Annotated in this window: 22 protein-coding genes; 15 read left to right on the top strand and 7 right to left on the bottom strand. The window is 60.3% G+C overall.

Annotation, left to right across the window (positions count from 1 at the left end; translation table 11 throughout):
* Positions 1 to 21 precede the first annotated feature (21 nt).
* The 13 genes from GRI91_RS08755 (at position 22) to ribA (ending at position 15,126) form a co-directional block, all read left to right on the top strand.
* Positions 22 to 1,830, top strand: coding sequence for an aminopeptidase P family protein (locus GRI91_RS08755; protein WP_160736263.1), 1,809 nt, complete (start codon positions 22 to 24; stop codon positions 1,828 to 1,830).
* A gap of 344 nt (positions 1,831 to 2,174) precedes the next feature.
* Entirely contained in the window at positions 2,175 to 2,705 is a 531-nt protein-coding gene (locus GRI91_RS08750) for an EF-hand domain-containing protein (protein WP_160736262.1), read from the top strand.
* Positions 2,706 to 2,739: 34 nt separating this feature from the next.
* On the top strand, positions 2,740 to 3,474 hold the full coding sequence (locus tag GRI91_RS08745; protein WP_160736261.1) for a response regulator: 735 nt from the start codon (positions 2,740 to 2,742) through the stop codon (positions 3,472 to 3,474).
* Positions 3,474 to 4,871 carry a sensor histidine kinase gene (locus GRI91_RS08740; protein WP_160736260.1) on the top strand — a complete coding sequence of 466 codons (1,398 nt, stop codon included), beginning with the start codon at positions 3,474 to 3,476 and terminating at the stop codon, positions 4,869 to 4,871. Before GRI91_RS08745 ends, GRI91_RS08740 begins: the two co-directional genes overlap by 1 nt.
* A gap of 79 nt (positions 4,872 to 4,950) precedes the next feature.
* Positions 4,951 to 7,611 (top strand): M1 family metallopeptidase, encoded by a 2,661-nt coding sequence (locus GRI91_RS08735; RefSeq protein ID WP_160736259.1) that lies wholly within the window; start codon positions 4,951 to 4,953, stop codon positions 7,609 to 7,611.
* A gap of 135 nt (positions 7,612 to 7,746) precedes the next feature.
* Complete coding sequence (pabB, locus tag GRI91_RS08730) at positions 7,747 to 9,555, top strand: aminodeoxychorismate synthase component I (RefSeq protein ID WP_160736258.1); 1,809 nt, start codon at positions 7,747 to 7,749, stop codon at positions 9,553 to 9,555.
* An 8-nt stretch (positions 9,556 to 9,563) separates the two neighbouring features.
* A complete protein-coding gene (locus tag GRI91_RS08725; protein WP_419866837.1) occupies positions 9,564 to 10,730 on the top strand; it encodes a pyridoxal phosphate-dependent aminotransferase in 1,167 nt (388 codons plus the stop codon).
* Positions 10,731 to 10,743: 13 nt separating this feature from the next.
* Entirely contained in the window at positions 10,744 to 11,418 is a 675-nt protein-coding gene (locus tag GRI91_RS08720) for an RluA family pseudouridine synthase (protein ID WP_160736256.1), read from the top strand.
* Positions 11,411 to 11,827, top strand: a complete 417-nt coding sequence (gene arfB, locus GRI91_RS08715; protein WP_160736255.1) for an alternative ribosome rescue aminoacyl-tRNA hydrolase ArfB — start codon at positions 11,411 to 11,413, stop codon at positions 11,825 to 11,827. The genes GRI91_RS08720 and arfB overlap by 8 nt, the downstream gene beginning before the upstream one ends.
* A gap of 152 nt (positions 11,828 to 11,979) precedes the next feature.
* Complete coding sequence (rpmG, locus tag GRI91_RS08710) at positions 11,980 to 12,147, top strand: 50S ribosomal protein L33 (protein WP_160736254.1); 168 nt, start codon at positions 11,980 to 11,982, stop codon at positions 12,145 to 12,147.
* 76 nt (positions 12,148 to 12,223) lie between these two features.
* Positions 12,224 to 12,889 carry a LolA family protein gene (locus GRI91_RS08705; protein ID WP_160736253.1) on the top strand — a complete coding sequence of 222 codons (666 nt, stop codon included), beginning with the start codon at positions 12,224 to 12,226 and terminating at the stop codon, positions 12,887 to 12,889.
* Between the two features lie 309 nt (positions 12,890 to 13,198).
* A complete protein-coding gene (locus tag GRI91_RS08700) occupies positions 13,199 to 13,993 on the top strand; it encodes an exodeoxyribonuclease III (RefSeq protein ID WP_160736252.1) in 795 nt (264 codons plus the stop codon).
* 83 nt (positions 13,994 to 14,076) lie between these two features.
* Positions 14,077 to 15,126: a GTP cyclohydrolase II gene (gene ribA / locus GRI91_RS08695; protein ID WP_337190349.1), complete on the top strand. Its 1,050-nt coding sequence runs from the start codon at positions 14,077 to 14,079 to the stop codon at positions 15,124 to 15,126.
* Positions 15,127 to 15,185: 59 nt separating this feature from the next.
* On the opposite strand, the gene GRI91_RS08690 is transcribed toward ribA, so the two are convergent.
* The 3 genes from GRI91_RS08690 to recQ form a co-directional block, all read right to left on the bottom strand.
* Positions 15,186 to 15,452, bottom strand: a complete 267-nt coding sequence (locus GRI91_RS08690; RefSeq protein ID WP_160736250.1) for a DksA/TraR family C4-type zinc finger protein — start codon at positions 15,450 to 15,452, stop codon at positions 15,186 to 15,188.
* 78 nt (positions 15,453 to 15,530) lie between these two features.
* Positions 15,531 to 16,493: a right-handed parallel beta-helix repeat-containing protein gene (locus GRI91_RS08685; protein WP_237437753.1), complete on the bottom strand. Its 963-nt coding sequence runs from the start codon at positions 16,491 to 16,493 to the stop codon at positions 15,531 to 15,533.
* A 54-nt stretch (positions 16,494 to 16,547) separates the two neighbouring features.
* A complete protein-coding gene (recQ, locus tag GRI91_RS08680; RefSeq protein WP_160736249.1) occupies positions 16,548 to 18,362 on the bottom strand; it encodes a DNA helicase RecQ in 1,815 nt (604 codons plus the stop codon).
* A 178-nt stretch (positions 18,363 to 18,540) separates the two neighbouring features.
* Between recQ and GRI91_RS08675 the strand changes: the two genes are divergently transcribed.
* Positions 18,541 to 18,855 carry a hypothetical protein gene (locus GRI91_RS08675; protein WP_160736248.1) on the top strand — a complete coding sequence of 105 codons (315 nt, stop codon included), beginning with the start codon at positions 18,541 to 18,543 and terminating at the stop codon, positions 18,853 to 18,855.
* Between the two features lie 212 nt (positions 18,856 to 19,067).
* The gene (gene phhA, locus GRI91_RS08670) at positions 19,068 to 19,985 is read left to right on the top strand and encodes a phenylalanine 4-monooxygenase (protein ID WP_160736247.1); all 918 of its coding nucleotides are present in this window, start codon (positions 19,068 to 19,070) and stop codon (positions 19,983 to 19,985) included.
* A 104-nt stretch (positions 19,986 to 20,089) separates the two neighbouring features.
* Here the strand turns inward: phhA and GRI91_RS08665 are convergent, their stop codons facing one another.
* From GRI91_RS08665 to GRI91_RS08650, 4 genes are all read right to left on the bottom strand, one after another.
* Positions 20,090 to 20,347: a hypothetical protein gene (locus GRI91_RS08665; RefSeq protein ID WP_160736246.1), complete on the bottom strand. Its 258-nt coding sequence runs from the start codon at positions 20,345 to 20,347 to the stop codon at positions 20,090 to 20,092.
* An 83-nt stretch (positions 20,348 to 20,430) separates the two neighbouring features.
* Positions 20,431 to 20,700 carry a GlsB/YeaQ/YmgE family stress response membrane protein gene (locus GRI91_RS08660; protein ID WP_160736245.1) on the bottom strand — a complete coding sequence of 90 codons (270 nt, stop codon included), beginning with the start codon at positions 20,698 to 20,700 and terminating at the stop codon, positions 20,431 to 20,433.
* Between the two features lie 156 nt (positions 20,701 to 20,856).
* Complete coding sequence (locus GRI91_RS08655) at positions 20,857 to 22,974, bottom strand: M13 family metallopeptidase (RefSeq protein WP_160736244.1); 2,118 nt, start codon at positions 22,972 to 22,974, stop codon at positions 20,857 to 20,859.
* A 210-nt stretch (positions 22,975 to 23,184) separates the two neighbouring features.
* On the bottom strand, positions 23,185 to 24,996 hold the full coding sequence (locus GRI91_RS08650; protein WP_160736243.1) for an ABC transporter transmembrane domain-containing protein: 1,812 nt from the start codon (positions 24,994 to 24,996) through the stop codon (positions 23,185 to 23,187).
* Positions 24,997 to 25,088 lie beyond the last annotated feature (92 nt).

Genomic DNA, 25,088 nt, shown 5'->3' with positions numbered 1-25,088 from the left:
TGCGGGGAAAGGACCGCAACTATGTTGATGCAAACACATGAATCCCGATTGGAAGCGCTGCGCAAGGAATTGAGGCGTCAGGAGCTGGACGGATTCGTCGTGCCCATCTCCGATGAGCATATGAGCGAATATGTCGGGGAATACGCGCAAAGGCTGCATTGGCTGACCGGCTTTGAAGGGTCCGCCGGTGCTGCGGCCTTGCTGAATGACGAAGCCGCGATCTTTGTTGACGGCCGCTACACTGCGCAGGTCCGTGATCAGGTGGATGGCAAGCTGTTCCAGTATAAATCCGTGCCCGCCGACAATATGGGCGAATGGCTGGGCCAGAATGCCGAAGAAGGCGCCCGGATCGCCTATGATCCGTGGCTGCATACGCGCGGCTGGGCACAGAAACTGGCCGCCACGCTGGCAAAATATGGCGTGGAACTGGTCGAGGCACCGGACAATCCGATCGACCATATCTGGGAGGATCAGCCGCAGCCTTCCGCTGCCCCCGCCTTCCTGCAGGATGATGCGCTGGCAGGGCAGACCAGTGCGGATAAACGCGCCGCCATTGCGGAATGGCTCAAGGCCGAGGGGCTGGACGGAACCGTTATCTCCGCGCTCGATTCGGTTGCCTGGCTGCTGAATATCAGGGGTGAGGATGTCGCCCGCACGCCGGTGGCGCTGTCCTACGTTGTCGTCAATCAGGACGGTACGGCGGACTGGTTCATCGACCCGCGCAAAGTGCCTGAGGAAGTCTCGCGCAAGCTCGGCAATGCCGTGCGCATCCGCCAGCGCAGCGGCTTTGAAGGCGTGCTGCGGAGCGAATATGGCGGGCGGCGGATCGCGGTCGATCCCGAACGCACGGTCGCAGCGGTGTTTCAGGCGCTCGAAGCCGGACGCGCCGAAACGGTCGAGGCGATGGACCCCGCCGTGCTGCCCAAGGCCATCAAGAACGAAACGGAAATCGCTGGACAGCGCGCTTCACAGGCGCGGGATGGCGCTGCGGTGGCCAATTTCCTCCACTGGATTTCGGTCGAGGCGCCGAAGGGCGCCGTGGATGAATTATCCGCGGCCGAGAAATTGCAGGATTGCCGCGAAGCCTGCGGCGATCTGCGCGATCTTTCCTTCGATACGATTTCGGGTTCAGGCCCCAATGGTGCGAATCCGCATTACCGGGTGAATGAAAATACCAACCGCACGCTGGAGCCGAACAGCGTCTATCTGGTGGATTCGGGCGGCCAATATCCCGATGGGACGACCGATATCACCCGCACCGTCTGGATCGGCCCCGATGCCCCGCCGGCGGAAGTAAAGGACCGCTTCACCCGCGTTCTGAAGGGGCATATCGCGCTCGACCGGCAGATCTTCCCCGCCGGCACCAGCGGCGCCCAGCTCGATACGCTGGCGCGGCAATATCTGTGGATGGCAGGTGTGGATTATGGCCATGGCACCGGGCATGGCGTGGGTAGCTTTCTGGCCGTGCATGAAGGGCCGCAGCGCATTTCCAAACCGCGCGGCGGGCAAGCCGGCACCGATCAGGAACTCTTCGCGGGCATGATCCTGTCCAACGAACCAGGCTATTACAAGCCGAGCGCCTTTGGCATTCGGATCGAGAATCTGATCCTGGTCGAACCACGCGCCATCGAGGGCGCTGAAGGGGACTATTTCGGCTTCGAAACGCTCACCCTGGTACCGATCGACCGCAACTTGGTGGATGTCAGCCTGTTGCGCGAGGAAGAAATCGCCTGGTGGAACGACTATCATGCCAAGGTGCATGAGTGCCTCGCCCCCCAGCTGGAAGGCGATGCCCGCGTCTGGCTGGACGAAGCCTGCAAAGCGCTCTGACGCGCAAGCAGCCGCCCCGGCCTGATTGACCGGGGCGGCGGCTGCCCTGATATTGATGTTCGAAGACAGCCCTGTGTCGATGTACACGGGGCTGTTTCGCTTGGCCGCATGAATCCCGCACAGCCTGCCTCTGATGGGGACCGCTCTGCTTGCGGAAAGCCTCAATCTTTCGCCGGTATGAACGCCATCCGCGTCTTGCGACAATTTGCGACAAGGTCGCCCTGCACGGGCATAAAGCTGCGACACACGCCCCCTAAAACGGCATTGTGAGTGGCAAGGCAACGATGTTTCCCCCGTCTGATTGAAGCCCCGCCACTCTTACCATTTCAAGGAGTATATGAGCGATGGCTAAGAAACTGACTTTGAGCCTGGCAGCGGCCGCGACTGTGATTGCAGGCGGCGCGGCATTTGCTGCTCCCGGTGGCTATGGCGCCGGTAAGGATGTGACCCGCGCCAAGGTGCAGGAAAGATCCTCCGCGATGTTCGACCGGATGGATGCGAATGGTGACGGCATGCTTGATGAGGCCGACCACACGGCGCGCCTCGAAAAACGCTTCCAGAAAATGGATGCCGATGGCGATGGCGCACTCTCGCAGCAGGAATTTACCGCTGCCCATGAAAAGCGCGGCGGAAAACGCGGCCACAAGATGGGCCGTCATCGCGGGATGAGAGGCATGATGGGCGGTATGCCCCGCGCCAATGCCGATGGCCCGGTCACCAAGGCCGCATTTCAGGCTGCCGCCCTCGCCCGCTTTGACGCGGCCGATGCCAATAGTGACGGCACGCTGACCGCGGGAGAGCGGAAAGCCGCCCATCAGGCGATGCGTGAACAGCGCAAGGACCGGCGCGCTGCACGAAACAACACCGCCAGCTGACATTGATGATGAAAATGGGCTATCCCGGAACAGCATGACCGAAATGTCTTCCATCACGCTGTTGCTCGTCGATGACGAGCCCAGCCTGCGCGAACCCCTGGCGGATTATCTGACCCGTCAGGGGTTCGTCGTGCATGAAGCCGAAGATGCCGCCAAGGCGCGATCGGCGCTGATCCAGTTGCAGCCGGATCTGGTCCTGCTGGATATCATGATGCCAGGCGAAGATGGTCTTTCGCTATGCCGCCACCTGATCGAAACGAAGAAGATTCCGACCATCCTGCTCACCGCAAAGGGGGAGGCTATGGACCGGATCATCGGGCTGGAAGTCGGCGCAGATGATTATGTGGTAAAGCCTTTCGAACCGCGTGAACTGGTCGCTCGCATCCGCTCCGTCCTGCGCCGCGCCACCCGCCCGGCGAGCGAACCGTCAGAGGATGCACATTATGAATTTGAAGGCTGGAGGCTCGACCCGCTGAAGCACCGCTTGACCGACCGTGACGGCGCGGTGGTTCCGATTTCATCGGCCGAATTCCGGCTCCTGACCGCCTTTCTCGATCATCCACGGCAAGTGCTGGACCGCGACAAATTGCTGGATATGGTCCAGGGGCGGGAGGCGCATATGTTCGACCGGGCCGTCGATAATCAGGTCAGCCGTCTGCGCCGCAAGATCGAAGAGGATAGCCGCGATCCGAAGATGATCCAGACAGTCTGGGGCGGCGGCTACCGCTTTGCCGCCGATGTCCGCCGCATTCCGGCGGATCAGGCCTGATGCGGCGTCTGTTCCCCCGCAGCCTGCTGGGCCAGATGCTGCTGGCCGTGGCTGTGGCCCTGTTCGTTGCACAGGGGATTTCCGCCATATTGCTCTATCGCGCGCAGGAACAGCGGCGCGAAGCCGGTCTGCTTAACGCGGCCGCCTTCACCCTGCTGGCTGAACCGAATGAACGGCGCGAAAATCGCGGCGGAAAGCATGACCGGCACCATTGGCGCGATTTGCGCACCAGCCTGCGCGCTGCATCTCCGTTGCAACCCGGTGAACAGCGCGACACCAAACGCGAAACGGTTTTGCGGCGCATTCTGGAGGATCAGGGCACGCAGATTGACGATCTGGTCGTGCTGGAACGGCCCGTCACGCGGGATAGACCATCGCTGGAATATCTGCAGAACAGGCGCAACCGCCGTTTCTACGATGATCTGATAGAGCGCGAATTGCTGATCGCCGGATTGCGCACTGCGGGGCAGAGCGAGTGGGTTGTGGTGCGCATCCCCACGCCCAAGGGGGAGCCCCGCGCGCTGGGCTCTTTGGTGTTGCAAACCCTGTTTCTCTACGTCGTGCTGGTCGGCGGACTGGCCTTGCTGCTGCGCCGGATCACCCGTCCGATTGCCGCGCTGACCCGGCGGGTCGAAACCTTTACCGAAACCCGCGCGCTGGAAGGACAGATCATCCCCGGCGGCCCCGCTGATACGCGCCAGCTGATCAGCGCGCATAATGCGATGGAAGAACGGATCGCCGCGCTGCTGAATGAAAAAGACGTCATGCTCGGCGCGATCGGTCATGATCTCAAAACCCCGCTTGCGGCGCTGCGTGTCCGTATCGAATCTGTCGAAAATCCGGTTGAACGCGCCAAGATGGCCACCACGATAGAGGACATCACCCGCTCGCTGGACGATATTCTCTCGCTTGCCCGTGTGGGCCGCCCCACCGATGATCTGGAACGGACCGAACTCTCTGCGCTGGTTGCCTCGGTGGTTGAGGAATTTGAAGATATGGGCGAAGCGGTCGAACTCGGATCGACCACGCGCGTGTCGCTGCCTCTGCGCGCCACTTGGCTGCGCCGCGCCTTGCGCAATCTGGTCAGCAATGCGCTGCGTTATGGCGACAGGGCCCGCATTTCCGTCTTCGCGGAGGGGGATCAGGCCGTGATCCGGGTGGATGATGACGGCCCCGGCATCCCTGAAGACGAGATCGACAAAATGCTGCAACCTTTTACGCGCGGCGACCCTTCGCGCAATCGCGGCACGGGCGGTGCCGGACTGGGCCTGACACTGGCCCGCGCAATCGCCGAACAGCATGGCGGCACGCTGGTTTTACGCAATCGCCGGGATGACGGGGACGCCATCTCTGGCTTGCGCGCGGAGCTCCATCTTCCGACGAACGTTCCACAATGATCGACGAAAGGCTTAGACGCATCGATATTTGTTGCTAAACGGTTACATCGGAAATCATGATCCGGAGTCTCCTAAGAACATGCGTATAATTTTCCCATCCCTGGCCGCGATGTTGCTGGCTGGATGCGCCTCCATTCCGGCGAATGATGCAGGCCAGACACCGCAATTGTCCGGTGCGCCAGTCCCCGCCTCAATCCCCAGCGACCTGCCCCGCATTGCGCGCCCGTCGCATTATTCCATCACCATCACGCCCGATGCGGCCAATCTGACCTTCTCGGGTGTGTCCAGCGTGGACCTGGAAGTCTATGAAGCGGCCGATGCGCTGGTGCTGAGCGCGGCTGATCTGGACATTACCAAGGCCAGCCTGATCGCCGCCGACGGCAGCGTGATGGAGATGCAGGCAGCGCTCGATCCGGAAAAACAGACCGTGTCCTTCGCCAATGGCGAGACCATCGAGCCAGGCAAATATCGCCTCGACACGGCCTATACCGGCACGATCAACACGCAGGCCAACGGCCTGTTTGCACTGGATTACCCCGACAAAGTGACGGGTGAAGACCGCCGTGGTCTGTTCACCCAGTTCGAAGCGCCCGATGCGCGCCGCTTCGCACCGATGTTTGACGAGCCGATTTACAAGGCGACCTTCGATCTATCCGCCATCGTTCCCGCCGACCAGATGGCGGTGAGCAATATGCCGGTGGCCAGTGAAAAGGAGCTGGGCAACGGTTTCAAACAGGTCACGTTCGGCACCAGCCCGAAAATGTCCTCCTATCTGCTGTTCTTCGGCCTTGGCGATTTTGAACGCATGGCGAAAGCCACGCCCAGCGGCACCGAAGTGGGCATCGTTGCGCCCACCGGTAGCGGCGAAGAATCGCGCTATGCGCTCGACACGCTTGCCCCGCTGGTCGGCTATTACAACGATTATTTCGGCGTCGATTACCCACTGCCGAAGCTCGACAATATTGCCGGTCCCGGCCAGTCGCAATTTTTCGGCGCCATGGAAAACTGGGGCGCGGTGTTCACGTTCGAACGCATCCTCCTCAACGATCCCGCGATCACCAGCCCCGCCGTGCGCCAGCAGATTTACGTGACGCAGGCGCATGAAGTCGCGCATCAATGGTTCGGCGATCTGGTCACCATGGCATGGTGGGACGATCTCTGGCTGAATGAAGGTTTCGCCAGCTGGATGGAAACCAAGGCGACCGACCATTTCAATCCCGAATGGCAGGCGCTGCTCGGCCGCGTAAATGGCCGCGAATATGCGATGGGGCTCGACAGTTTCGAAACCACCCATCCGGTCGTGCAGAAAATCCGCACGGTGGAGGAAACCAATCAGGCCTTCGACGCCATCACCTATCAAAAGGGTGAAGCCGTCATCGCCATGCTGGAAGCCTATGCTGGCGAGGATATCTGGCGGACGGGTCTGCAGGATTACATGCAGGCCAACAAATACGGGAACACGCAGAGCAAGGATCTGTGGCAGGCGGTTGAAAAGGCTGGCGCGCCCGGTCTCACCACCATTGCCGATCAATTCACCCGTCAGCCCGGCGTTCCGCTGGTGATGGTTGAGGGTCAATGCGTGAATGGCTCGACCAAACTGGCCCTGACGCAGAGCGAATTCAGTCAGGACCGGCGCGAAGAAGCTGCTGCCAATCCGCAAAGCTGGAATGTGCCGCTGCTGATTTCTGTCGGTGACAATGCCCCGACGCGCCATATTCTGAAAGGGTCCACCTCGCTGACCCTGCCAGGCTGCGGCACGGTCATCGTCAATGCCGGTCAGCTGGGCTATTTCCGCACGCTCTATGCCGATGATATGCGCGCTGATCTGACCAAAACCCTGCCTGATATTGCCCCGATCGACCAGATGGGCCTCGTCTATGACAATATCGCTCTGGCAGAGGCGGGCTATCAACCGCTTGGCTCCGCGCTCGACATGCTCTCGGCAGTCCCGCAGAACGCCGATCCAGTGGTCGCACGCTCGGCGGTCGGTATCTGGTCCGATCTGGCGGGCTATCTCGAAGGCGAACCGGAAGAGGCGCAATTCAATGCGCTGATCGCGCAGAAATGGCTGCCGCGCCTGCAGCAGCTTGGTTTCGAACCCCGCAAGGGTGAAAAGCTGATCGATGCCAATCTGCGCTCGGCACTGCTCGGCACGCTGGGAACGCTCGGCAATCCGGAAGTCGTGAATGCGATCCGCAGCCGCTTCGCAGAGCTGAAAGACAATCCGCAGGCGCTGGACGGCCCGCTGAAGACCACTCTGCTGGCTGTCGCTGCGCGCAATGCCAGTGCGGAGGAATGGACGATGCTGGCCAACCTCGCTGCGAAGTCGAACAGCGCGGTGGAACGTTCGACCTATTACCGTCTGCTCGGCGCATCGAAGGACAAGGCCATTGCGCAACAGGCGCTGGATCTTGCCCTGACGGATAAGCCCGGCAAAACGGTGAGTGCGTCGATCATCACCAGCGTTGCCCAGAACTATCCGGAGCTGGCCTTCGATTTCATCCGGGCGAATCAGGACCGTGTGGACGAGCTGGTTGATAATGCTGGCCGCTCACGCTTCATTACCCGTGTGGTGTCATCATCCGATGAGCCGACCATGCTGACCAAGCTGGAAGCCTATCGCAGCACTCTGGATGCTGATGAAGCCAAGCCGGTGGACAAGGCGATTGCTGCCCTGCGCCAACGGATTGCCGCCGCGCCGAAAATGCGCGCCGGTATCAAGGCATGGCTGGCCCGCTAAGCCGCCCGGCGACACGTCCCGTCCCCAAGCCATCAGGCTTCGGGGCGGGATCGCCCACCTGTTGACTGAAATTCCTTCTGAAAAGGCGCTGTCAAGCGCTCGACTTCGGCGCAATTCGCGGTAAGGCAGAGGGCGATGCTTGGTCACGACCCTTTCATATTGCTGGATGATGCGCGCACCGAAAATCCCGGTGATGCGCGCTTGTTTGAAAACCCCCGCGCGCTGTTCATTGCGCGCCGCCCTGAAGATGTGCCCGGCATATTGCAGCAGGCCGAACAGGCACAGCAAGAAAACGGCGGCATTCTGGCCGGCTATCTATCCTATGAAGCCGGACTCGCACTGGAAGGACGGCTGGAAACGCTCGCCGCACCGCGCTGCGGCAGCAAAGGGCCCTTGGTCTGGTTTGGCCTGTTCGACAACGAAACCCGGATAGCCAGCTACGCCGTCCCGCAATGGCTGGCGGATCACGGCTCAGCCGGTGCAGCAGATCGCCCGGCAACACTCGGCCCGCTTGATCCGCAAATTTCAACCGGCGCCTATTGCGCGGCATTCGATCGGTTGCAGCAGGCCATTCGCGCTGGTGATATCTATCAGGCCAATCTCACTTTCCCGCTGGCGGGTGCTGCCGAGGGCGACCCGCTGGAAATTTATGCCCGCATCCGGGCGGAAGCGGCCGCGGGTCATGGCGGCATCATCTTCGACGGATCGCACTGGCTGCTGAGCTTCAGCCCCGAACTGTTCTTTGAACTGAAGGGCGACAGGGTCGAATGCCGCCCGATGAAAGGCACCCGCCCGCGCGGCACCACGCCGGAACGCGACGCGGAACTGGCGCGCGAACTGGCCGCATCGGCCAAGGACAAAGCCGAAAACCTGATGATCGTCGATCTGATGCGCAATGATCTGTCCCGCGTGGCCCGCCCGGGTTCGGTTCAGGTCGATGCGCCCTTCACGATTGAAACCTATCCCACCGTGCACACGATGGTTTCCACCATCAACGCCGTCATGCAGCCGCAAAAGGGCGCGATGGATGTCATCCGTGCGCTGTTCCCCTGCGGATCGATCACCGGAGCGCCCAAGATCCGCGCGATGGAGCTGATTGATGAAGTGGAGCGCGATGCCCGCGGCCCCTATTGCGGCTCAATCGGCGCGATCGATGCGGCTGGCAATGCCAGCTTCAACGTGGCGATCCGCACCTTGCGCCTGACCCCGGGTGAAAATCAGCGACATAGCGCAGAGCTCGGTGTGGGCGGTGCCATCGTGGCCGATAGCGACGCCATGGATGAATGGCGCGAATGCCTTGTCAAAGGCGGCTTCACCCGCAAAACGGCCGGCGGCTTCGATCTGATCGAAACCATGGGCTTCCATCCCGAAAACGGCATCCCTGAGCTTGAATTGCATCTTGGCCGAATCAAGGCCAGCGCCGCAGAGCTGGGCTTTCACTTTGACCGGCATGAGGCGCGCAACCGCATTCAGGCGGTGTGTTTCGAACTCGAGCAGCCCGCCCGTTTGCGCCTGTTGCTGGCACGCAGCGGTGCCATCACGCTCGACGCCGGCCCCATGCCCGCCCGCCCGATGGCCGAGCCAGTGCAATGTATTGCCCTGCCCCATCCCACAGTGGCGGGCGACTGGCGGCTCCGCCACAAGACCACCGATCGCCATTTCTATAATGATGCGCTGAGTGTTGCGCGCGAAAATGGCGCAGTGGAAGCTGTGCTGGTGCGCGAGGATGGCCGGGTGAGCGAAGGGTGTTACACCAATATCTTTGTGGAACGCGGCGGTATGCTTTACACGCCGCGCCTGTCGCTTGGCCTCCTGCCCGGCATTCTGCGCCAGTCGCTGATCGATGGGGGCAAGGCTGAGGAAGCCGATATCATGCTGGATGAACTCGGCGACGGTTTCTGGATCGGCAATGCCCTGCGGGGACTTATGAGAGCCACTTTATAATGAGCGAAATATTGCTGTCCCGCGCGCTGGAACGCATGGAACCATCCGGGACAACCGCCATGACTGACCGCGCGAGCGCTCTCCGTGAGGCCGGGCGGGACATCATCTCGCTATCGGTTGGCGAACCGGATTTCCCGACCCCTGCCCATGTCATCGCCGCAGCCAAGGACGCACTGGATCGCGGGCTCACCAAATATACGCCGGTCATCGGCACGCAGCAGCTGAAAGAAGCAGCCGCGACGCATTTCGAGCGTGATCTCGGTCTTCCTACCGCAGCCAAAGACGTGATCGTTTCTGCCGGCGGGAAACAGGCGATTTTCGAAGCACTGGTTGCCACGGTGAATGCCGGCGATGAAGTGGTCATCCCCAACCCGTGGTGGGTCAGCTATGCGCAGATCGTCAAATATGCCGGGGGGCAGGTCGTTCCGCTGGTCACGCAGGCGGACAACAATTTCTGCTTCACCGCGCGCGAGCTGGAGGCCGTAATCACGCCCCGCACGCGCTGGCTGTTGCTCAACAGTCCGGGCAACCCCACCGGTGCGGTGTATTCAGCCGGACTGCTGGCCGAAATCGGCGAAGTCCTGCGCCGCCACCCGCATGTGATGGTGCTCAGCGATGATATTTATGCGCCGCTCAATTACACCGGCCAGCCGCATCGAACATTGGCGGCCTTGTGTCCGGATCTGAAGCCGCGCGTATGCACCATATCCGGTGTGTCCAAAAGCCACGCGATGACCGGCTTTCGTATCGGCGTCGCCACCGGGCCGGGTTGGTTGCTGGAGGCGATGGGGCGGCTGCAAAGCAATTCATCGGGCAATGCCTGCTCCATCAGTCAGGCCGCCGCTGTGGCTGCCTTTACCGGGCCGCAAGACTTCCTGGATGAATGGCGGGAGCGTTTTCGCCAACGCCGGGATCTGGTGGTGCAGGGAATCAATGCCTGCCCCGGGCTTTCCACGCCATCTCCCGACGGCGCATTTTACTGCTTCATTGATGCCGCGCCGCTGATGCAGACCTATGGCAATGATGAAGCGCTGGCGCTGCACCTGCTGGAACATGGCGTGGCCGTGGTGGCGGCATCGGCTTTTGGCGGTGTCGACGGGTTCCGAATCAGCTTCGCCGCGGATGATGCCGTGCTTGAAGAAGCCCTGCGCCGCATCACATTGGCCCTATCATGAAAAAGACGACGCCATGAATTCATCTGCCCCCGGACGCCCCTCGATCCTGTTCGAAGATGGCGAAGCGCTGGTTATCGACAAGGCCGCTGGCCAGCCGATGGAACGGCCGCGCAAGGGCGGACCGTCGCTGTCCGATTGGTATGACGCGCTGAAACTGGGCTTCCAGCGCGCGCCCATGCCCGTCCACCGGCTCGATACCGACACCTCTGGCTGCCTGTTACTCGCCCGCAATCCCAAGGCGCTGAAGCGTTTCGCCAAGAGCTTTGAGGAGCGCCAGGTTGAAAAGCGCTATCTCGGTGTGCTCGCCGGTGAACTGGCGGAGGATGAAGGCACGGTGGAATTGTCGCTCGCCAAAGTCAGCAGCCAGAATCGTGGCTGGCGCATGATTCTGGCGAAGAAGGGCCAGCCTTCCGTCACCCACTGGACCAAACTGGCGGAAAAGGACGGGCTGACCTTTGTCGAATTTCGCCCGGAAACCGGGCGCACCCATCAGATTCGCGTTCATGCGGCCTCCGGCCTGGGCGTGCCCTTGCTGGGCGATCCCCTATATGGCCGCCCGGATCAGCGCGTATCGCGCATGATGCTGCATGCGGCATCGCTGCGGGTCGAGCGAATCGGCAAGCTCCCGGTGGAAGCGGCGGCGCCATTGCCCCATGCCTTTTCCCGGCTTGGTTTTGCTGATGGCTGATTCGGGGTCGGGCCTTGCTCAGCGTGCGGTTGCACTTTCGGAAGAAAGTTTCATCGCATCATCCGGCCCCGGCGGCCAGAATGTGAACAAGGTCGCCACCGCCGTACAATTGCGGCTGGATGTCTTTGCGCTGCGCCTGTCCCCACCCGTTTTTCACCGTTTGAAGGATCTTGCGGGAACGCGAATGAATTCGCGCGGCGAAATCGTGCTGACGGCGCGCAACCACCGCACGCAGGACGCGAATCGGCAGGATGCGCGGGAGAGACTCGCCGCCCTGATCGAACAGGCCGAGGAAGAACCCAGAAAGCGCAAGAAAAGCCGCGTCAATCGCGTGGGCAAGACAAAGCGGCTGAAATCCAAGAAGGCGCGCGGTACCGTGAAGGCCAATCGCGGCAAGGTGGACTGGTAAATTGCGCGGCAAACCGATGCTTTGCACCACGGTGGGCTTGACTTTTCACCACGCCTGACGCAATGGCCTCGCCTTGAAGGGCGGCGCACTTTGCGCCGCTTTGTTGTTTCGGCCCGCCGCGGCCGCTTGTCGAACATTTCAGGATTTGAGCCATGGCGAAGCCCGCAACCGTCAAGATCAAGCTGGTCTCCACCGCTGACACAGGTTTTTTCTACGTCACGAAGAAGAACCCGCGCAACACGACCGAGAAGATGACCTTCCGTAAATATGACCCCGTCGTGCGCAAGCATGTCGAGTTCAAGGAAGCCAAGATCAAGTAATCTTCGGCTTTGCTGAACGGCAGGAACCTTTGAGGTTCAGAACGGGTTCAACGCTGAACTGCTTGGAACTCGTTTTATGATTACACAATTTTCTCTGCTCAAAAAACCCGGGCGCGTTTTCGCGGCCGGGTTGCTTTCGCTCGCTGCTCCGGCGGCGCTGGTCGCGCCTGTCACCGCGACAGCGGCGACTTCGTCTTCGCAGCTTGATAGCGCCGTCGCCGCCTTGCGCGGGATTAAAACGATGCGCGCGGACTTCGTGCAGACGGATCGCTCCGGCCAGACGGTCGGCGGCGAACTGACGCTTAAGCGCCCCGGCAAAATTCGTTTCGAATATGAAGATGCGGTCAATATGCTGATCGTATCCAATGGCGATGCGCTGACCCTGGTCGATTACGATGTGCAGCAGGTTCAGCGCTGGCCAATCAGCAATTCCCCGCTGGGTGCGCTGCTTGATCCCAGCCGTGATCTGAAGAAATACGGCAAGCTCAAGCCTACTGGCGATCCCAATGTGATCAGCGTGGAAGTGCGTGATCCCAAGCGGCCGGAATATGGCGTGATCACTCTGGTATTCCTGCGTAATTCCGCTGCCCCTGGCGGCTTTGAGCTCAATAGCTGGGTTGCGCTCGATTCGCAGAACAAGCGCACGACCGTCCGTCTTTCGAATCAGCGTTACGGCGTTTCGGTTTCAGACAGCGCTTTTACCTATCGCGATCCGCGTCGCCGGTCACGCCGGCCACGGTAATTCGCCGCTTGGCGGTGAGACGTGCCATGGCAGCGACAAAGCCTAGGCTTTCATTCATCGATCAGAAAGCCTGCTACGCCTAAAACCGAATCAACAAGACGGTGATGAGCGGGTTTTCCCCCCTGTTGCCCTGCCATCGCAGAGCCGGCTTGTTAGCGTGACGAACGCTGTTGATGAACCCTCGCCCCAATGCCCCCGGGGTGAGGGTTTTTCTTTGCCTGTAACAGCCTGACCGCCGCTGGCGGATTGTCCGCAGTCACCGCGCCCGACTCTTCCCATTCCGCGCAACACGGCCTATTGCCCCCGGCCATGGTCAAGATTGCAAGCTGGAACATCAATTCGGTGCGTCTCAGGATGCCCATCGTCTCCCAATATCTGCAGGAGGAAGCACCCGATGTGCTCTGCCTGCAGGAGATCAAGACGATCGAGCAGAGCTTCCCGTTCAAGGCCTTTGCCGATCTTGGATATGAACATGTCGCCGTGCATGGTCAGAAGGGCTATCACGGCGTGGCCACGGTCAGCCGCATCCCCTTGCGGGAATTTTCGCGGCATGACTGGCAGGATAATGGCGAAGCGCGCCATGTCGGCGTCGAATTGCTCGGCCCTGGAAAGGGCATGATCGTGGAAAATGTCTATGTCCCGGCCGGCGGCGACATTCCGGATCGCGAGCAGAATGTGAAATTCGGCCAGAAGCTCGATTTCCTCGAGCGCATGACGCAGTGGGCGGGCAAGATTGACCGTCCCACGCTGATCGTGGGGGATTTCAACATCGCCCCGCTGGAAAGCGATGTCTGGAACCACAAGCAATTGCTGAAAGTCGTCAGCCATACCCCGCTGGAAGTGGAAACGTTGCAGCGTTTTCAGGATGCCCATGGCTGGACCGATATTGGCCGCAAACACATTCCCGCGCCTGAACGCTATTTCAGCTGGTGGAGCTACCGCTCCAAGGATTGGAAAGTGAATGATCGCGGACGGCGGCTGGACCATATGTGGGCCTCGCCCGAATTGGCGCAGCAATCAGTGGGCCATTCGGTTCTGGAAGCGGCGCGCGACTGGGAAAAACCTTCTGACCACGTGCCTTTGCTGACGGAGTTTGATCTCTGAGCACCGCTTCGCCGCCATCATCCGGATCATCTGACCCCGCCCGGGCGCAGTCCCCCTCGCCCGAACGCCGCGTAGCACAGGCGATTGACGGTTTGCGGCATGGCTGGCCAATAGCACTCGCGGGCGCTCCCGTGCTCCTCCCGGTGGAAACAGCCATTTCTCCCGCGGCGCAGGCGCCGCACATGCTGCTCGGTGCATCGCGGGCCGTCACGCTCAAACTGACGAATCAGCGAGATGCCGCCCCCCCCCATGCCCCGGTCCTGATTCGCGGAGCGGACGATTTCGCCCTCGCCGCCGCACGCGACATCGCCGATCCTTCGCGTGATCTGGTCAGCCCACTAAAAGGGCCATTTCGCGCAGAAACGCTGGAATGGGACGAAGCCGCCGCGGCGGCACTCGATCTGGCACGGCTGGCCGGGATCCTGCCCGCCTTTCTGGTCGCCCCCCACATGGGCGATCCGGCTGGTGCCGACCAACTGGCTGAGCCGGTTACGCTTGATCCGGCCGATCTGGATTGCTGGAAAGACAGCGGCGCGCTGACCATAGCCACGCGGGCCACATTGCCGGTGGCGGCCTGCGAAGATGCGCAAATCGTGGCGTTCCGTTCGACCAATGATCTGCGCGAACATGTCGCACTCATCATAGGCGAACAGAATGCTGATCGTCCGCCGCTGGTCCGGCTGCATAGCGAATGTCTGACCGGAGACATTCTGGGCAGCCTGAAATGTGATTGCGGGCCGCAGCTTGATGCCGCGCTGGCCGCCATGGCGAAAGAGGCCGAACAGGGCGGCTGGGGCGTATTGCTTTATCTGAGGCAGGAAGGGCGCGGCATCGGCCTGATCAACAAGCTACGTGCCTATCGGCTGCAGGATCAGGGATATGACACGGTGGATGCCAACCGGCGGCTGGGCCTGCCCGATGAAGCCCGCGATTTCCCGGTTGCCGCACGAATGCTGGAATTGCTGCATGTCGGTGCCATCCGGCTGATGACCAATAATCCGGCTAAAGTCGCGGCACTATCCTCCGCCGGGGTGAATATCAGCCAGAGGGTGCCGCATCAGTTGCCCGCCAATCCGCATAATGCGCGCTATCTCGATACGAAGCGCGATCGGGCGGGTCATTTGCTGGATTAAGCCGTAACGGCGGATCAACGGCACATTCTGAACCTCCGGCTGCTCATGGATCTATCCGACTACCGCAGCTGGCTGTCTTTACTTCCACGGCGATTGAAAGCACTGCTGGCCCGGTTGCTGCTGTCGCGTTCCTGCTGACAGGCAACACAGGTCCGCGCGCCTGGCAGCGCCTTGCGCCGGGCCTCGGGAATGTCCTCACCGCAAATCGAGCATTCACGCGCCGCTTCGCCCTGCGCCAAGGATGCACGCGCGCGCTGCACCGCATCCTTTACCGTATCATCGATCTGATCCTGCACCGCGCCATCGCGGGTCCATCCGCCTGCCATAGGCCATCTCCTTGTCTTTCAAAGGAAAGATAGGAACGCATCAGCCATTTCGCAAATTTCGGCAGCTTTTGACCCGGCTCACCGTCGTTCATATTTCTGGATCCGTGGACCCAGCTTATTATCCGATAGCCGAACATTATCGTCTGACCAATTGGCCACAAAAGTGGTGTCGTGCTGCACATCGGGAGCGACCCGCGCATCATTGCCGATGATCTGCAGGCCTTCCGATGTGTGGGGCTGCCCCTCCGCCGCGATGGCGATGAGGGCGGAGTAATTCTCCTTATCACGCCCCTGAACAAACCGATTGTTGCTGATCTGGCCCACTGATCCCCCCGGCAAGTCGATCATGTAATTGGTGGCGCGGCCCTGCGTATCGTCGAAGGAACTGCTGGCGACATCATTTTTCCGGGCGCGGCTTTTGAGATAATGCCCGCCACGCCCCTGTTCAAACCGGCTACGCGTCACGCGCAGGACGCCATAGTCACCAATATAAGCGGAATGGGCACAGCCACCGGCCCCGGCACATGTGCCCAGCCGACTGAAAGTGGAATGATCGATCACGATTTGCCCATTGGGATCGGCTGCTGTCAGGATACCCTGCTGGCTGTCGCGAAACCAGCTTTGCGCCACGGTCAGATTACCGCGTTCCAGCCGGATGCCCGCCCCATTATAATCAGGCACAGCCATATTCTGGAAAACCAGCCCCGAAACCTGCGCGCTGCGGCCACGCAGAACGAGGGCAGCCTTGCCTTCACATGTCACGCCATCAAAAATCGCCTGCCCCGCTTCAACCGCCAGATACGTCACCGCGCCGGCCGCCTGCACCGCGCATTCGGAATAGACCCCATTGGCGATGCGAATCGTTCCCCTGCCATCGCCAATGGCGTTAACCGCCTGTTGCAGCCGCGCGAAGCTCTGCCCGGTTTCCTCCACCTCAAAAGCGCCCGATTGGGCCTGCCCCATCGCCGCAGAGCCAGCGCATAGGACGGACAGGCCGCACAAAGTGACGGCGGTGCGAAGCGAGAATCTGCGTGTTTTCATGAAATGACGATAGCATGGTGCCCGCGCCATGCGACATGCGAAGTTGGCACTGCCTCAATATTGAGCAATCACCCGCAGGAAAGCATCGCCATAGGCATCCAGTTTTTTGCGCCCAACCCCCTGTATGTCCGCCATTTGCGCCAGATCCATGGGCCGTGCTTCGGTAAATTCGCGCAGCACCGCGTCATGGAAAATAACGTAAGGCGGCACTTTGGCGGCACGCGCCAGATCGCGGCGCAAGCTGCGCAGCGCATCGAACAGAGGGTCGCCCACAGGATTGGGGGTGGCATTGGCCTGGCCGCGACGGCTGCCGGTTTTGCGAGCCGGAGGGCGGGCCATGGCAATGATTTGCTCGCCAACCAGAACTGCCCGCGCATCACCGCCCAGCGCCAATCCGCCATGATCGGTCGGCAGCAAATGCCCGCGTGCCTGCAGAGCCCGGGTCAGCGGGCGCAATAAAGGCGCTTCATCGCGTTCGACAATGCCGAACACGCTCAACTGATCATGCCCGCGCTGACGCACCCGCTCATCATCCGCGCCGGTCAGCACTTTCTGAATATGGCCAAAGCCATAACTCTGCCCGGTCCGATACACCGCGCTCAGCAATTTGCGGGCCAGCTCTGTCGCGTCGATCACATCAGGGGGATCAAGGCAATTGTCGCAATTACCGCAGGTTTCAGGCGGGTTTTCGCCAAAATGGCGCAGCAACACCGCGCGGCGGCACCCGGCGGTCTCCACCAATGCGGCCAGTGCGTCGAGACGCTGGCTTTCTCCCTGACGGCGCCCCTCATCCATTTCAAACAGACGCTGGCGCGCGCGGGCGAAATCTTCTGCCCCCCACAGCATGATCGCCTGCGACGGGTCACCATCACGCCCGGCACGGCCGGTTTCCTGGTAGTAGGCCTCAATCGATTTGGGGATGCCCGCATGGGCCACAAAGCGCACATCCGGCTTGTCGATCCCCATGCCAAAGGCAACAGTGGCGACGATGACCGTATCCTCGCTCCCCACGAATGCCGCCTGATTATCCGCCCGCTCGTCCGGCGGCAATCCGGCGTGATAGGATAAGACGTTGCGGCCAGTCTGGCTGGACAGCCTCTGCGCCAGCTCCTCCACCTTCTTGCGGGTGGGGGCATAGATAATGCCCGGCCCCGGTTCATCCTCCAGCAGCTGTGTCAGCTGCCGCATCAGACTTTCACGGGGGCGAATGGCATAGCGGATATTCGGCCGATCGAAGCCGGCAATGATCAATCCACTTTCCGGAATGCCGAGCTGCGCCAGAATATCGGCGCGCGTATGCGCATCCGCCGTCGCGGTCAGCGCCAGCCGGGGCACATCGCCAAACCGCTCCAGCAACGGGCGCAAGGCCCGGTAATCGGGCCGGAAATCGTGCCCCCATTCTGATACGCAATGCGCTTCGTCGATCGCGAAAAGGGCAATGGGCGCGCTTTCCAGCAAGGCTTGGAAAGCGGGCTGACTGGCCCGTTCAGGCGCGACATAGAGCAGATCGAGCGCACCAGCGCGGAAGGCATCCTGTGTTTCGCGCCAGTCGGCATCGGCGCTGGTCAGCGTCGCAGCGCGAATTCCATTGGCGCGCGCTGACCGCAATTGATCATGCATCAATGCGATCAAGGGCGAAATGACCACACAGGTGCCCTCCCGCATGATGGCGGGCAATTGATAGGTGAGCGATTTCCCCGCGCCCGTCGGCATGACGGCAAGAGTGGACTGCCCGGCCAGAACCCGCTCCACCACTTCGGCCTGCCGGCCGCGAAACCCGGAAAAGCCAAAGGTTTCGCGCAGCGGGACAAGTGGATCCAGCGTCAGATCTTGCGCCGGCCCCGGAGGAGGTGATGCGGAAGCATGCATGATCAGATCACTGGCAGATGGCGGGCGGCAGGAAAACCCGTCGGCACGCTTTTATCCCGCATCACTTTGCCTCAGCATATCGCTTTTCCATTGCATCACGTCTTGGCTGCTTTAGGTTCCGGCACCTGCGAACGTGAAATATCATCCTGTTTGCGACATTATTATCGAGAGGTTTCTCATGAAGAAAATCGCCTATACCCTGCTCGCATCCGGCGCCGCTCTGGCCCTTGCTGCTTGCGGAAGTTCTGACAATGCATCGCAGGATGCAATGGCCGACACCGTGGAAATGCCAGCTGACGAAGCCATGCAGCCTGGTGTGGAAGACCCCGTGGCCGATGCGGATGCCGCGTCCGACGCTGCGGAAGATGCTGCCGAAAGCTCCGAAGCTGCTTCTGACGCCGCTGCCGAAGCGGGTGAAGCTGCAGAAGCCGCCGCTGCCGATGCAGCCGCTGCTGCAGAAGCTGCCACGCAGGCTGCCGAAAACGACATGTAAGCAGCCGGGCTTTTCGAAGCCTTGCCTGTTACACACAAATCAAGGCGGCTGGTCATCCGGCCGCCTTTTTTGTTGTCCTGCCGAATGACAAAGGCGCAGCCTTTCCGCAGCGTAGCCAGCGATATTCTGGCGATTGGGCGCTTGGCGGAAACAATTCACCGCTTGGCGCGGGAACATCGCCAAGGATTGTGTAGTTTGTTACAATAGTAACCATGTCAGATTTTTCACGCATCCCCCGGGTTCCGGAAGGAACCTACACCGCCCCCCTTCGCCGGCCGTCCCATATCGGCGAAAACTGGCTCGAGCCGAAACAGCGCAGCTATGATTCGGATGATGATGCGATCTGGAATGATTTGTTCGCGCGGCAGATGGAGCTTTTGCCCGGCCGTGCCTGCAGCGCCTTTCTGGAGGGGCTTGAGCGACTTGATCTGGGCAAAGGCGGTGTGCCTGAATTTGAAACGCTGTCCGAACAGCTGAACAAGCTGACCGGCTGGAGCGTGGTGCCCGTGCCGATGCTGATCCCGGACCACGTATTCTTCTGGCATCTGGCCAATCGCCGCTTTCCCGCAGGCAATTTTATCCGCACGCGTGAGACATTCGATTATATTCAGGAACCGGATGTCTTCCACGATGTGTTCGGCCATGTGCCCTTGCTTACCAATCCGGTGATGGCCGATTATATGCAGGAATATGGCAAGGCCGGGTGGAAGGCCATGCAGTACAACCGGTTGAAGGCGCTGGGCGCATTATATTGGTATACGGTGGAATTCGGCCTGATCCGCGAAAATGACGATCTACGGATTTTCGGCGCCGGAATCCTCTCGGGTCCGCGCGAGGCGATCTTTGCGCTGGAAGGACAATCCCCCAATCGCATCATGCTGAATGTCGACCGGGTCATGCGCACGGATTACGTGATTGATGATCTCCAGCCGACCTATTTCGTGATCGACAGTTTCGAAGATCTTCACCGCCAGACGGTGGAGCGCGATTTTGATCGCCTGTATCGGAATATCTCACCCGGCTTCACCTATGCCAATGCCGCGGTGATCGATGTCGACAATGTGCTGCATCGCGGGACACAGGAATATCAGCTGACCGGTGGCCGAGGTTCGGACGCGCGGCCGGTCTGAGCCTATCGCGCGGCGGGCCAAACCCGCGTACGATGTTTGCAGATTGCAGATACAAAAACGGCCCCGAATTGCTTCGGGGCCGTCTGTTTTCGCTGAACGCGAAATTACATTGCGTTGTCGTCCATTTCTTCGCCAACGGTATCAGCTTTTTCTTCCATTTCGTCTTCGACGGCGTCAGCCTTGTCTTCCATGGCGTCTGATTCGGCTTCCATGCCGGCATCGTCAAGCGCTTCAGCCTGCGAGTCCAGTTGAGCTTCCATTGCTTCGCCCTGGTCTTCCATAGCTTCTTCCTTCGGGCCGTCACATGCGGCAACGCCGAGGCCGAGAGCTGCTGCGGAAGCGAACATGATAAGTTTCTTCATAGGTAATTTCCCCTTCAAATATTGGGCAATGGCCCGTTAAAATGGCGCCATCGCCCTAGTGAACTCAGTAACGTACTGCTCTCTTAGCGCAACTTACCGCGATAAAACACATTAAGTGCGACGAGCATTAAAACCGAACCAACAAGGGATAGCAACAAACCACCCACACTATTGGTTCCCCCAACAAATTGAGCAAGGCCAAAAACTGGGTTAAAAATCAGCCCGACCAGCAAAGCACCGAGGATTCCTGCCCCGATATCCAGCCAGATTCCTTTCGAGCTTTCCGTATGCATGATGATCGAGCAGAGCCATCCCAAGACGGCCCCGGCGCCGATCATGAATAGAACGCCCATAAAAACCTCTTTACCACTTGTTCGAGAAAGCCGGTGTGGCAGGCTTTTGTTCCGCGAAACACGACGAACGGAGGAAAGACTTTTCACAGGAAGTATCGGGGGAACGGATACAAACATGTTCCGCACCCCGATATTTTATGGTTATCGGCTAAATGCTTACCAGATGGTCACGCGTTGTTCGGGCGGCAGATAGAGATCATCCTCCGGCGTCACGTCAAACGCATCATACCAGGCGTCCATATTGCGCACGATGCCGTTGGTCCGGAATTCCTCCGGACTATGCGGATCGGTCATCAGACGCTGCCGCCCGGCGGCGTCGCGCTGGGTTGAACGCCAGACCTGTGCCCAGGCGAGGAAAAAGCGCTGATCGCCCGTCAGCCCGTCAATGACCGGTGCTTCCTTGCCATCCAGCGACATTTTATACGCACGATAGGCCAGGCTCAGCCCGCCCAGATCACCGATATTCTCGCCCAGAGTGAAGGCGCCATTCACGCATGTTTTGCCATCATCATAGGGACAGAACTGGTTATATTGCGCCACCAGTTTGCCAGTCAGCTCTTCAAATTTCGCCTTGTCCTGCGGGGTCCACCAATTGCGCAACATGCCGGTGCCGTCGGACTTTGCGCCCTGGTCGTCAAAACCATGGCCCATTTCATGGCCGATCACGCCACCAATCGCGCCGTAATTCACGGCCGGATCGGCTGTTTCGTTGAAGAAGGGTGGCTGCAGGATAGCCGCCGGGAAGACGATTTCGTTCATCACCGGATTGTAATAGGCGTTCACGGTCTGCGGCAGCATGAACCATTCGCGGCGGTCCACAGGCTGCCCTAACCGGCTTAGATCATAGTCATGCTGCCAATCCATGGCCGCAACCCGGTTGGCCAGCGGAGTGTCCGCCGAAATCGTCAGACCTTCATAAGTCTTGAATTCATCCGGATAGCCAATCTTGGGCGTGAAGGCGTTAAGCTTGGCCTCTGCCTCTTTCTTGGTCTGATCGCCCATCCAGTCATTTTCGGCAATGCTTACGGCCAGCGCCTGGCGCAAGTTCTCGACCAGATCATCCATCGCGGCCTTGTTCTCTGGCGGGAAATACCGATCGACATAGATCTTGCCCAGCACTTCACCAAGCTCACTCTCCGTCGCGGCAATGGCGCGTTTCCAGCGCGGGCGTTGTTCTTCCTGCCCGTTCAGCAATTTGCCATAGAGATTGAAATGCGCCTGATCGATATCGCTCGGCAGAACGGAGGCGTTATTCGACAGGAACTGCGCCGCCATATAGGCCTTGAGCGTGGCAAGCGGCACTGTGTCGACCAGTTTCATCATCGCCGGCAAGCCACCGCCAATACCGTTCAGCATGGCCGCATCCAGCCCGGCGCTTTCCTCAGCTGTCGGGGGCAGTTGCGAGGCAAGGAAGGTCTGTTGATCGCCATAACCCTGCGATGCCAACATCTCATCGAGCGGGAAATCAGGCGCCAGCGCCTGCAATTCAGCGCGGCTGAGCTTGTTATAAGTCAGATCACGATTGCGCAGAGCCGTCCGGTCCCATTCCAGCATAGCGACGCTATGTTCGAAACTATAAACAGCCTCCGCCGCCTGCTCCGGCGCGGCATAGCCGGCTTTGCCCAGCAGGAAAGCGAGATAGCCCTTATAGGCTTTGCGGATTTCCTGATTACGTTCATTGTCGACCAGATAATAATCACGATCAGGCAGGCCCATGCCGTTAAAGCCGATCGAAACGATGTAGCTGTCGGGATCCTTGGAATCGACCGTGACACTGCCGCTGACAAGCGCCGGTTCGCCCGGTTCGCCCATCACATCAATCAGGGCCGACAGATCCTGCGCGGCCATGATCTCGTTCAGATAGGGCTTGGCAGGCGCCAACCCTGCACTGTTGATCGCATTCGTATCCATATAGGCGTTATAGGCATCGACAATCCGTCGCTCCTGCGTCCCCGGAGCAGGATTGGCCGCAAGCAGCTCATCCACCAAGGCATCCACATCGGCGGTCGATTTCTCGCGCAGGATGTTGAAAGCCCCGAAACGCGCATATTCGGGCGGGATCGGATTGTCAGCAATCCATTTGCCATTCACATAGGCGAAGAAGTCATCACCCGGATCAACCGCCGGATCGAGAGCATCGGGATCAACACCCCAAGTGCCGAAATGCATTTCCGGCGTCGGGATTTTTTCTTCCATTTCGTCCTGCGCCGCAGCGGGGATGGAAAGGGCAAGCGCAGCGGCGGAAACGCCGACTGCAAGAAGCTGTTTGATCATAAGTGACCTTTCAAAACAAAATCATCCGCCTTCCCCCTCCGCAGCGGACGAGGAAACGGTCATGAACCTATCTTAGTGCTGCACGCTGGCAAGCGTACGACGCTGATCGGTTACATTTGATACTTCGTAGATTAACTCAGCATGGCACCGCATCACAATCCGGGAGCCTTGAGGACTGCGTTGCTGGTTGTTTCTAGCCAGAAAAGATGATCAGCCAGTTGCGCCGGGATCAAGCGGCGTGTTGAACTGCAGCGATGCGAGGCGCGCATAAAGGCCACCTGCATTGGCGAGATCGGCATGACGGCCCTGTTCGACAATCCGGCCCTCTTCCATCACCACGATCCGGTCCGCCTCCCGCACAGTGGCGAGACGATGCGCGATGACCAGGGTTGTGCGATTTTGCATCAACCGTTCCAGCGCCTGCTGCACCAGCTGCTCACTCTCGGCATCCAAAGCGCTGGTTGCTTCATCCAGCAACAAGATCGGCGCATCGCGCAGGAGCGCACGGGCAATTGCCACACGCTGACGCTGCCCGCCTGACAGGCGCGCACCGCCTTCACCCAGGAATGTATCCAGACCATCGGGCAGATTGCGGAGGAATTCCTCCGCATTGGCAGCGCGTGCCGCGTCCCAGATCTGCGCATCGCTGGCATCCCAGGCGCCATAACGCAGATTATCGCGCGCATTGGCGGCAAACAGCACGCCTTCCTGAGGCACCAGCGCGATCCGGCTGCGAATATCGGCGGGATCGGCGGCAGTCAGGGCAACCCCGTCCAGCCGCACCGTCCCGGCATGGGGATCATAAAACCGCTCCACCAGCTGGAAAATCGTGGATTTCCCGGCGCCTGACGGCCCAACGATCGCCACCGTTTCTCCCGGCTCCACGGTCAGGTTGAAATCCGCCAGCGCCGCGTCCTTTGGCCGCGTGGGATAGCGGAATGTGACATTCTGGAAGGACAGGCCGCCGCGCGGCGGCTCTGGCAAGCGCTGTGGACGGACAGGCGCGGCAATTACGGGCCGTTCGCGCCATAATTCGTTCAATCGGCTGGCCGCCCCGGCACCGCGCAGCAAATCGCCATAAACCTCTGTCAGCGATCCGAAGGCCCCGGCCACCAGCACACCGGTCAGCACGAAGGCTGCAATAGTCCCGCCTGACAGAGATCCGGCGGCAACCTGCAAGGCGCCGCGCCAAAGCAAACCGGTAATCGCCCCGAAAATCACCAGAATGACGGTTCCGGTCATCAGGGAGCGCAGGAAAATCCGCCGCCGCGCCGTATCGAATGTGTCCTCCACCGCATCGGCAAAGCGCCCGGTTTCGCGGCTTTCCTGATTGAAACCCTGCACGATCTTCATCGCGCCCAGCACTTCAGACACCATCGAACCGACATCGGCGACCCGGTCCTGACTTTCGCGGGACACGACACGCAGGCGGCGCCCGAACCAGACAATCGGCAACAAGACGACCGGCACCGCGATAACCAGCAGACCGGTAAGACCCGGGGCGAGATAAAGCAGATAAACCACCCCGCCCAGCGCCATGATCAAATTGCGCAAGGCAACCGAAATCGTCGTGCCCACGACATGCTCGATCTGCGATGTATCGGCGGTCATGCGGGAGGAGATCTCCGTGGGGCTGTTCTCCTCGAAAAAGCCGGGAGAAAGCCTGAGCAGATTGCGCTGCACGCCCAACCGGATATCCGCCACCACGCGTTCACCCAGCCAGCTGACGAAATAGAACCGGCTGGCCGTGCCGATCGCGAGCACGACAACAATCACGAACAGATAGCGAAACCAGCGCGCGATATCGCCCGTATCGCCCGCGCCCTCCGAAAATCCGCGGTCGATGATCAGTCGGAAAGCCGCCGGAACGGCCAGAGTGGCTGCTGCAGTGACCGTGAGCGCCACACAGGCGAGCGCCACACGGCCGGGATATTTGGCCGCAGCCTGCCAGATCATGCGCAAGGGACCGAGCGTGTCGGCGGGGGCTACTTCGGAACGCGAAGACTTAGGGGAACGAGCCATACGGGGCCGTTAGCCGATAAATGCCCCAGTTTGAAGCAGTTGGTTTCAAGCCCCTGTTTCGGGCGCATTTTACCTCTGTAGCTATTGAAACT

The sequence above is a fragment of the Altericroceibacterium endophyticum genome (assembly GCF_009827595.1).
In the GTDB taxonomy this organism is placed as follows: Bacteria; Pseudomonadota; Alphaproteobacteria; order Sphingomonadales; family Sphingomonadaceae; genus Altericroceibacterium; species Altericroceibacterium endophyticum.
The sequence above is the reverse complement of the archived record's forward strand: the minus strand, read 5'-3'. Positions and strand labels throughout refer to the sequence as shown.

Coding starts and splice junctions, on each gene's coding strand:
- GRI91_RS08755 (WP_160736263.1), top strand. CDS start 22: ATGTTGATGCAAACACATGAATCCCGATTGGAAGCGCTGCGCAAGGAA.
- GRI91_RS08750 (WP_160736262.1), top strand. CDS start 2,175: ATGGCTAAGAAACTGACTTTGAGCCTGGCAGCGGCCGCGACTGTGATT.
- GRI91_RS08745 (WP_160736261.1), top strand. CDS start 2,740: ATGACCGAAATGTCTTCCATCACGCTGTTGCTCGTCGATGACGAGCCC.
- GRI91_RS08740 (WP_160736260.1), top strand. CDS start 3,474: ATGCGGCGTCTGTTCCCCCGCAGCCTGCTGGGCCAGATGCTGCTGGCC.
- GRI91_RS08735 (WP_160736259.1), top strand. CDS start 4,951: ATGCGTATAATTTTCCCATCCCTGGCCGCGATGTTGCTGGCTGGATGC.
- pabB (WP_160736258.1), top strand. CDS start 7,747: ATGCTTGGTCACGACCCTTTCATATTGCTGGATGATGCGCGCACCGAA.
- GRI91_RS08720 (WP_160736256.1), top strand. CDS start 10,744: ATGAATTCATCTGCCCCCGGACGCCCCTCGATCCTGTTCGAAGATGGC.
- arfB (WP_160736255.1), top strand. CDS start 11,411: ATGGCTGATTCGGGGTCGGGCCTTGCTCAGCGTGCGGTTGCACTTTCG.
- rpmG (WP_160736254.1), top strand. CDS start 11,980: ATGGCGAAGCCCGCAACCGTCAAGATCAAGCTGGTCTCCACCGCTGAC.
- GRI91_RS08705 (WP_160736253.1), top strand. CDS start 12,224: ATGATTACACAATTTTCTCTGCTCAAAAAACCCGGGCGCGTTTTCGCG.
- GRI91_RS08700 (WP_160736252.1), top strand. CDS start 13,199: ATGGTCAAGATTGCAAGCTGGAACATCAATTCGGTGCGTCTCAGGATG.
- GRI91_RS08690 (WP_160736250.1), bottom strand. CDS start 15,452: ATGGCAGGCGGATGGACCCGCGATGGCGCGGTGCAGGATCAGATCGAT.
- GRI91_RS08685 (WP_237437753.1), bottom strand. CDS start 16,493: ATGAAAACACGCAGATTCTCGCTTCGCACCGCCGTCACTTTGTGCGGC.
- recQ (WP_160736249.1), bottom strand. CDS start 18,362: ATGCATGCTTCCGCATCACCTCCTCCGGGGCCGGCGCAAGATCTGACG.
- GRI91_RS08675 (WP_160736248.1), top strand. CDS start 18,541: ATGAAGAAAATCGCCTATACCCTGCTCGCATCCGGCGCCGCTCTGGCC.
- phhA (WP_160736247.1), top strand. CDS start 19,068: ATGTCAGATTTTTCACGCATCCCCCGGGTTCCGGAAGGAACCTACACC.
- GRI91_RS08665 (WP_160736246.1), bottom strand. CDS start 20,347: ATGAAGAAACTTATCATGTTCGCTTCCGCAGCAGCTCTCGGCCTCGGC.
- GRI91_RS08660 (WP_160736245.1), bottom strand. CDS start 20,700: ATGGGCGTTCTATTCATGATCGGCGCCGGGGCCGTCTTGGGATGGCTC.
- GRI91_RS08655 (WP_160736244.1), bottom strand. CDS start 22,974: ATGATCAAACAGCTTCTTGCAGTCGGCGTTTCCGCCGCTGCGCTTGCC.
- GRI91_RS08650 (WP_160736243.1), bottom strand. CDS start 24,996: ATGGCTCGTTCCCCTAAGTCTTCGCGTTCCGAAGTAGCCCCCGCCGAC.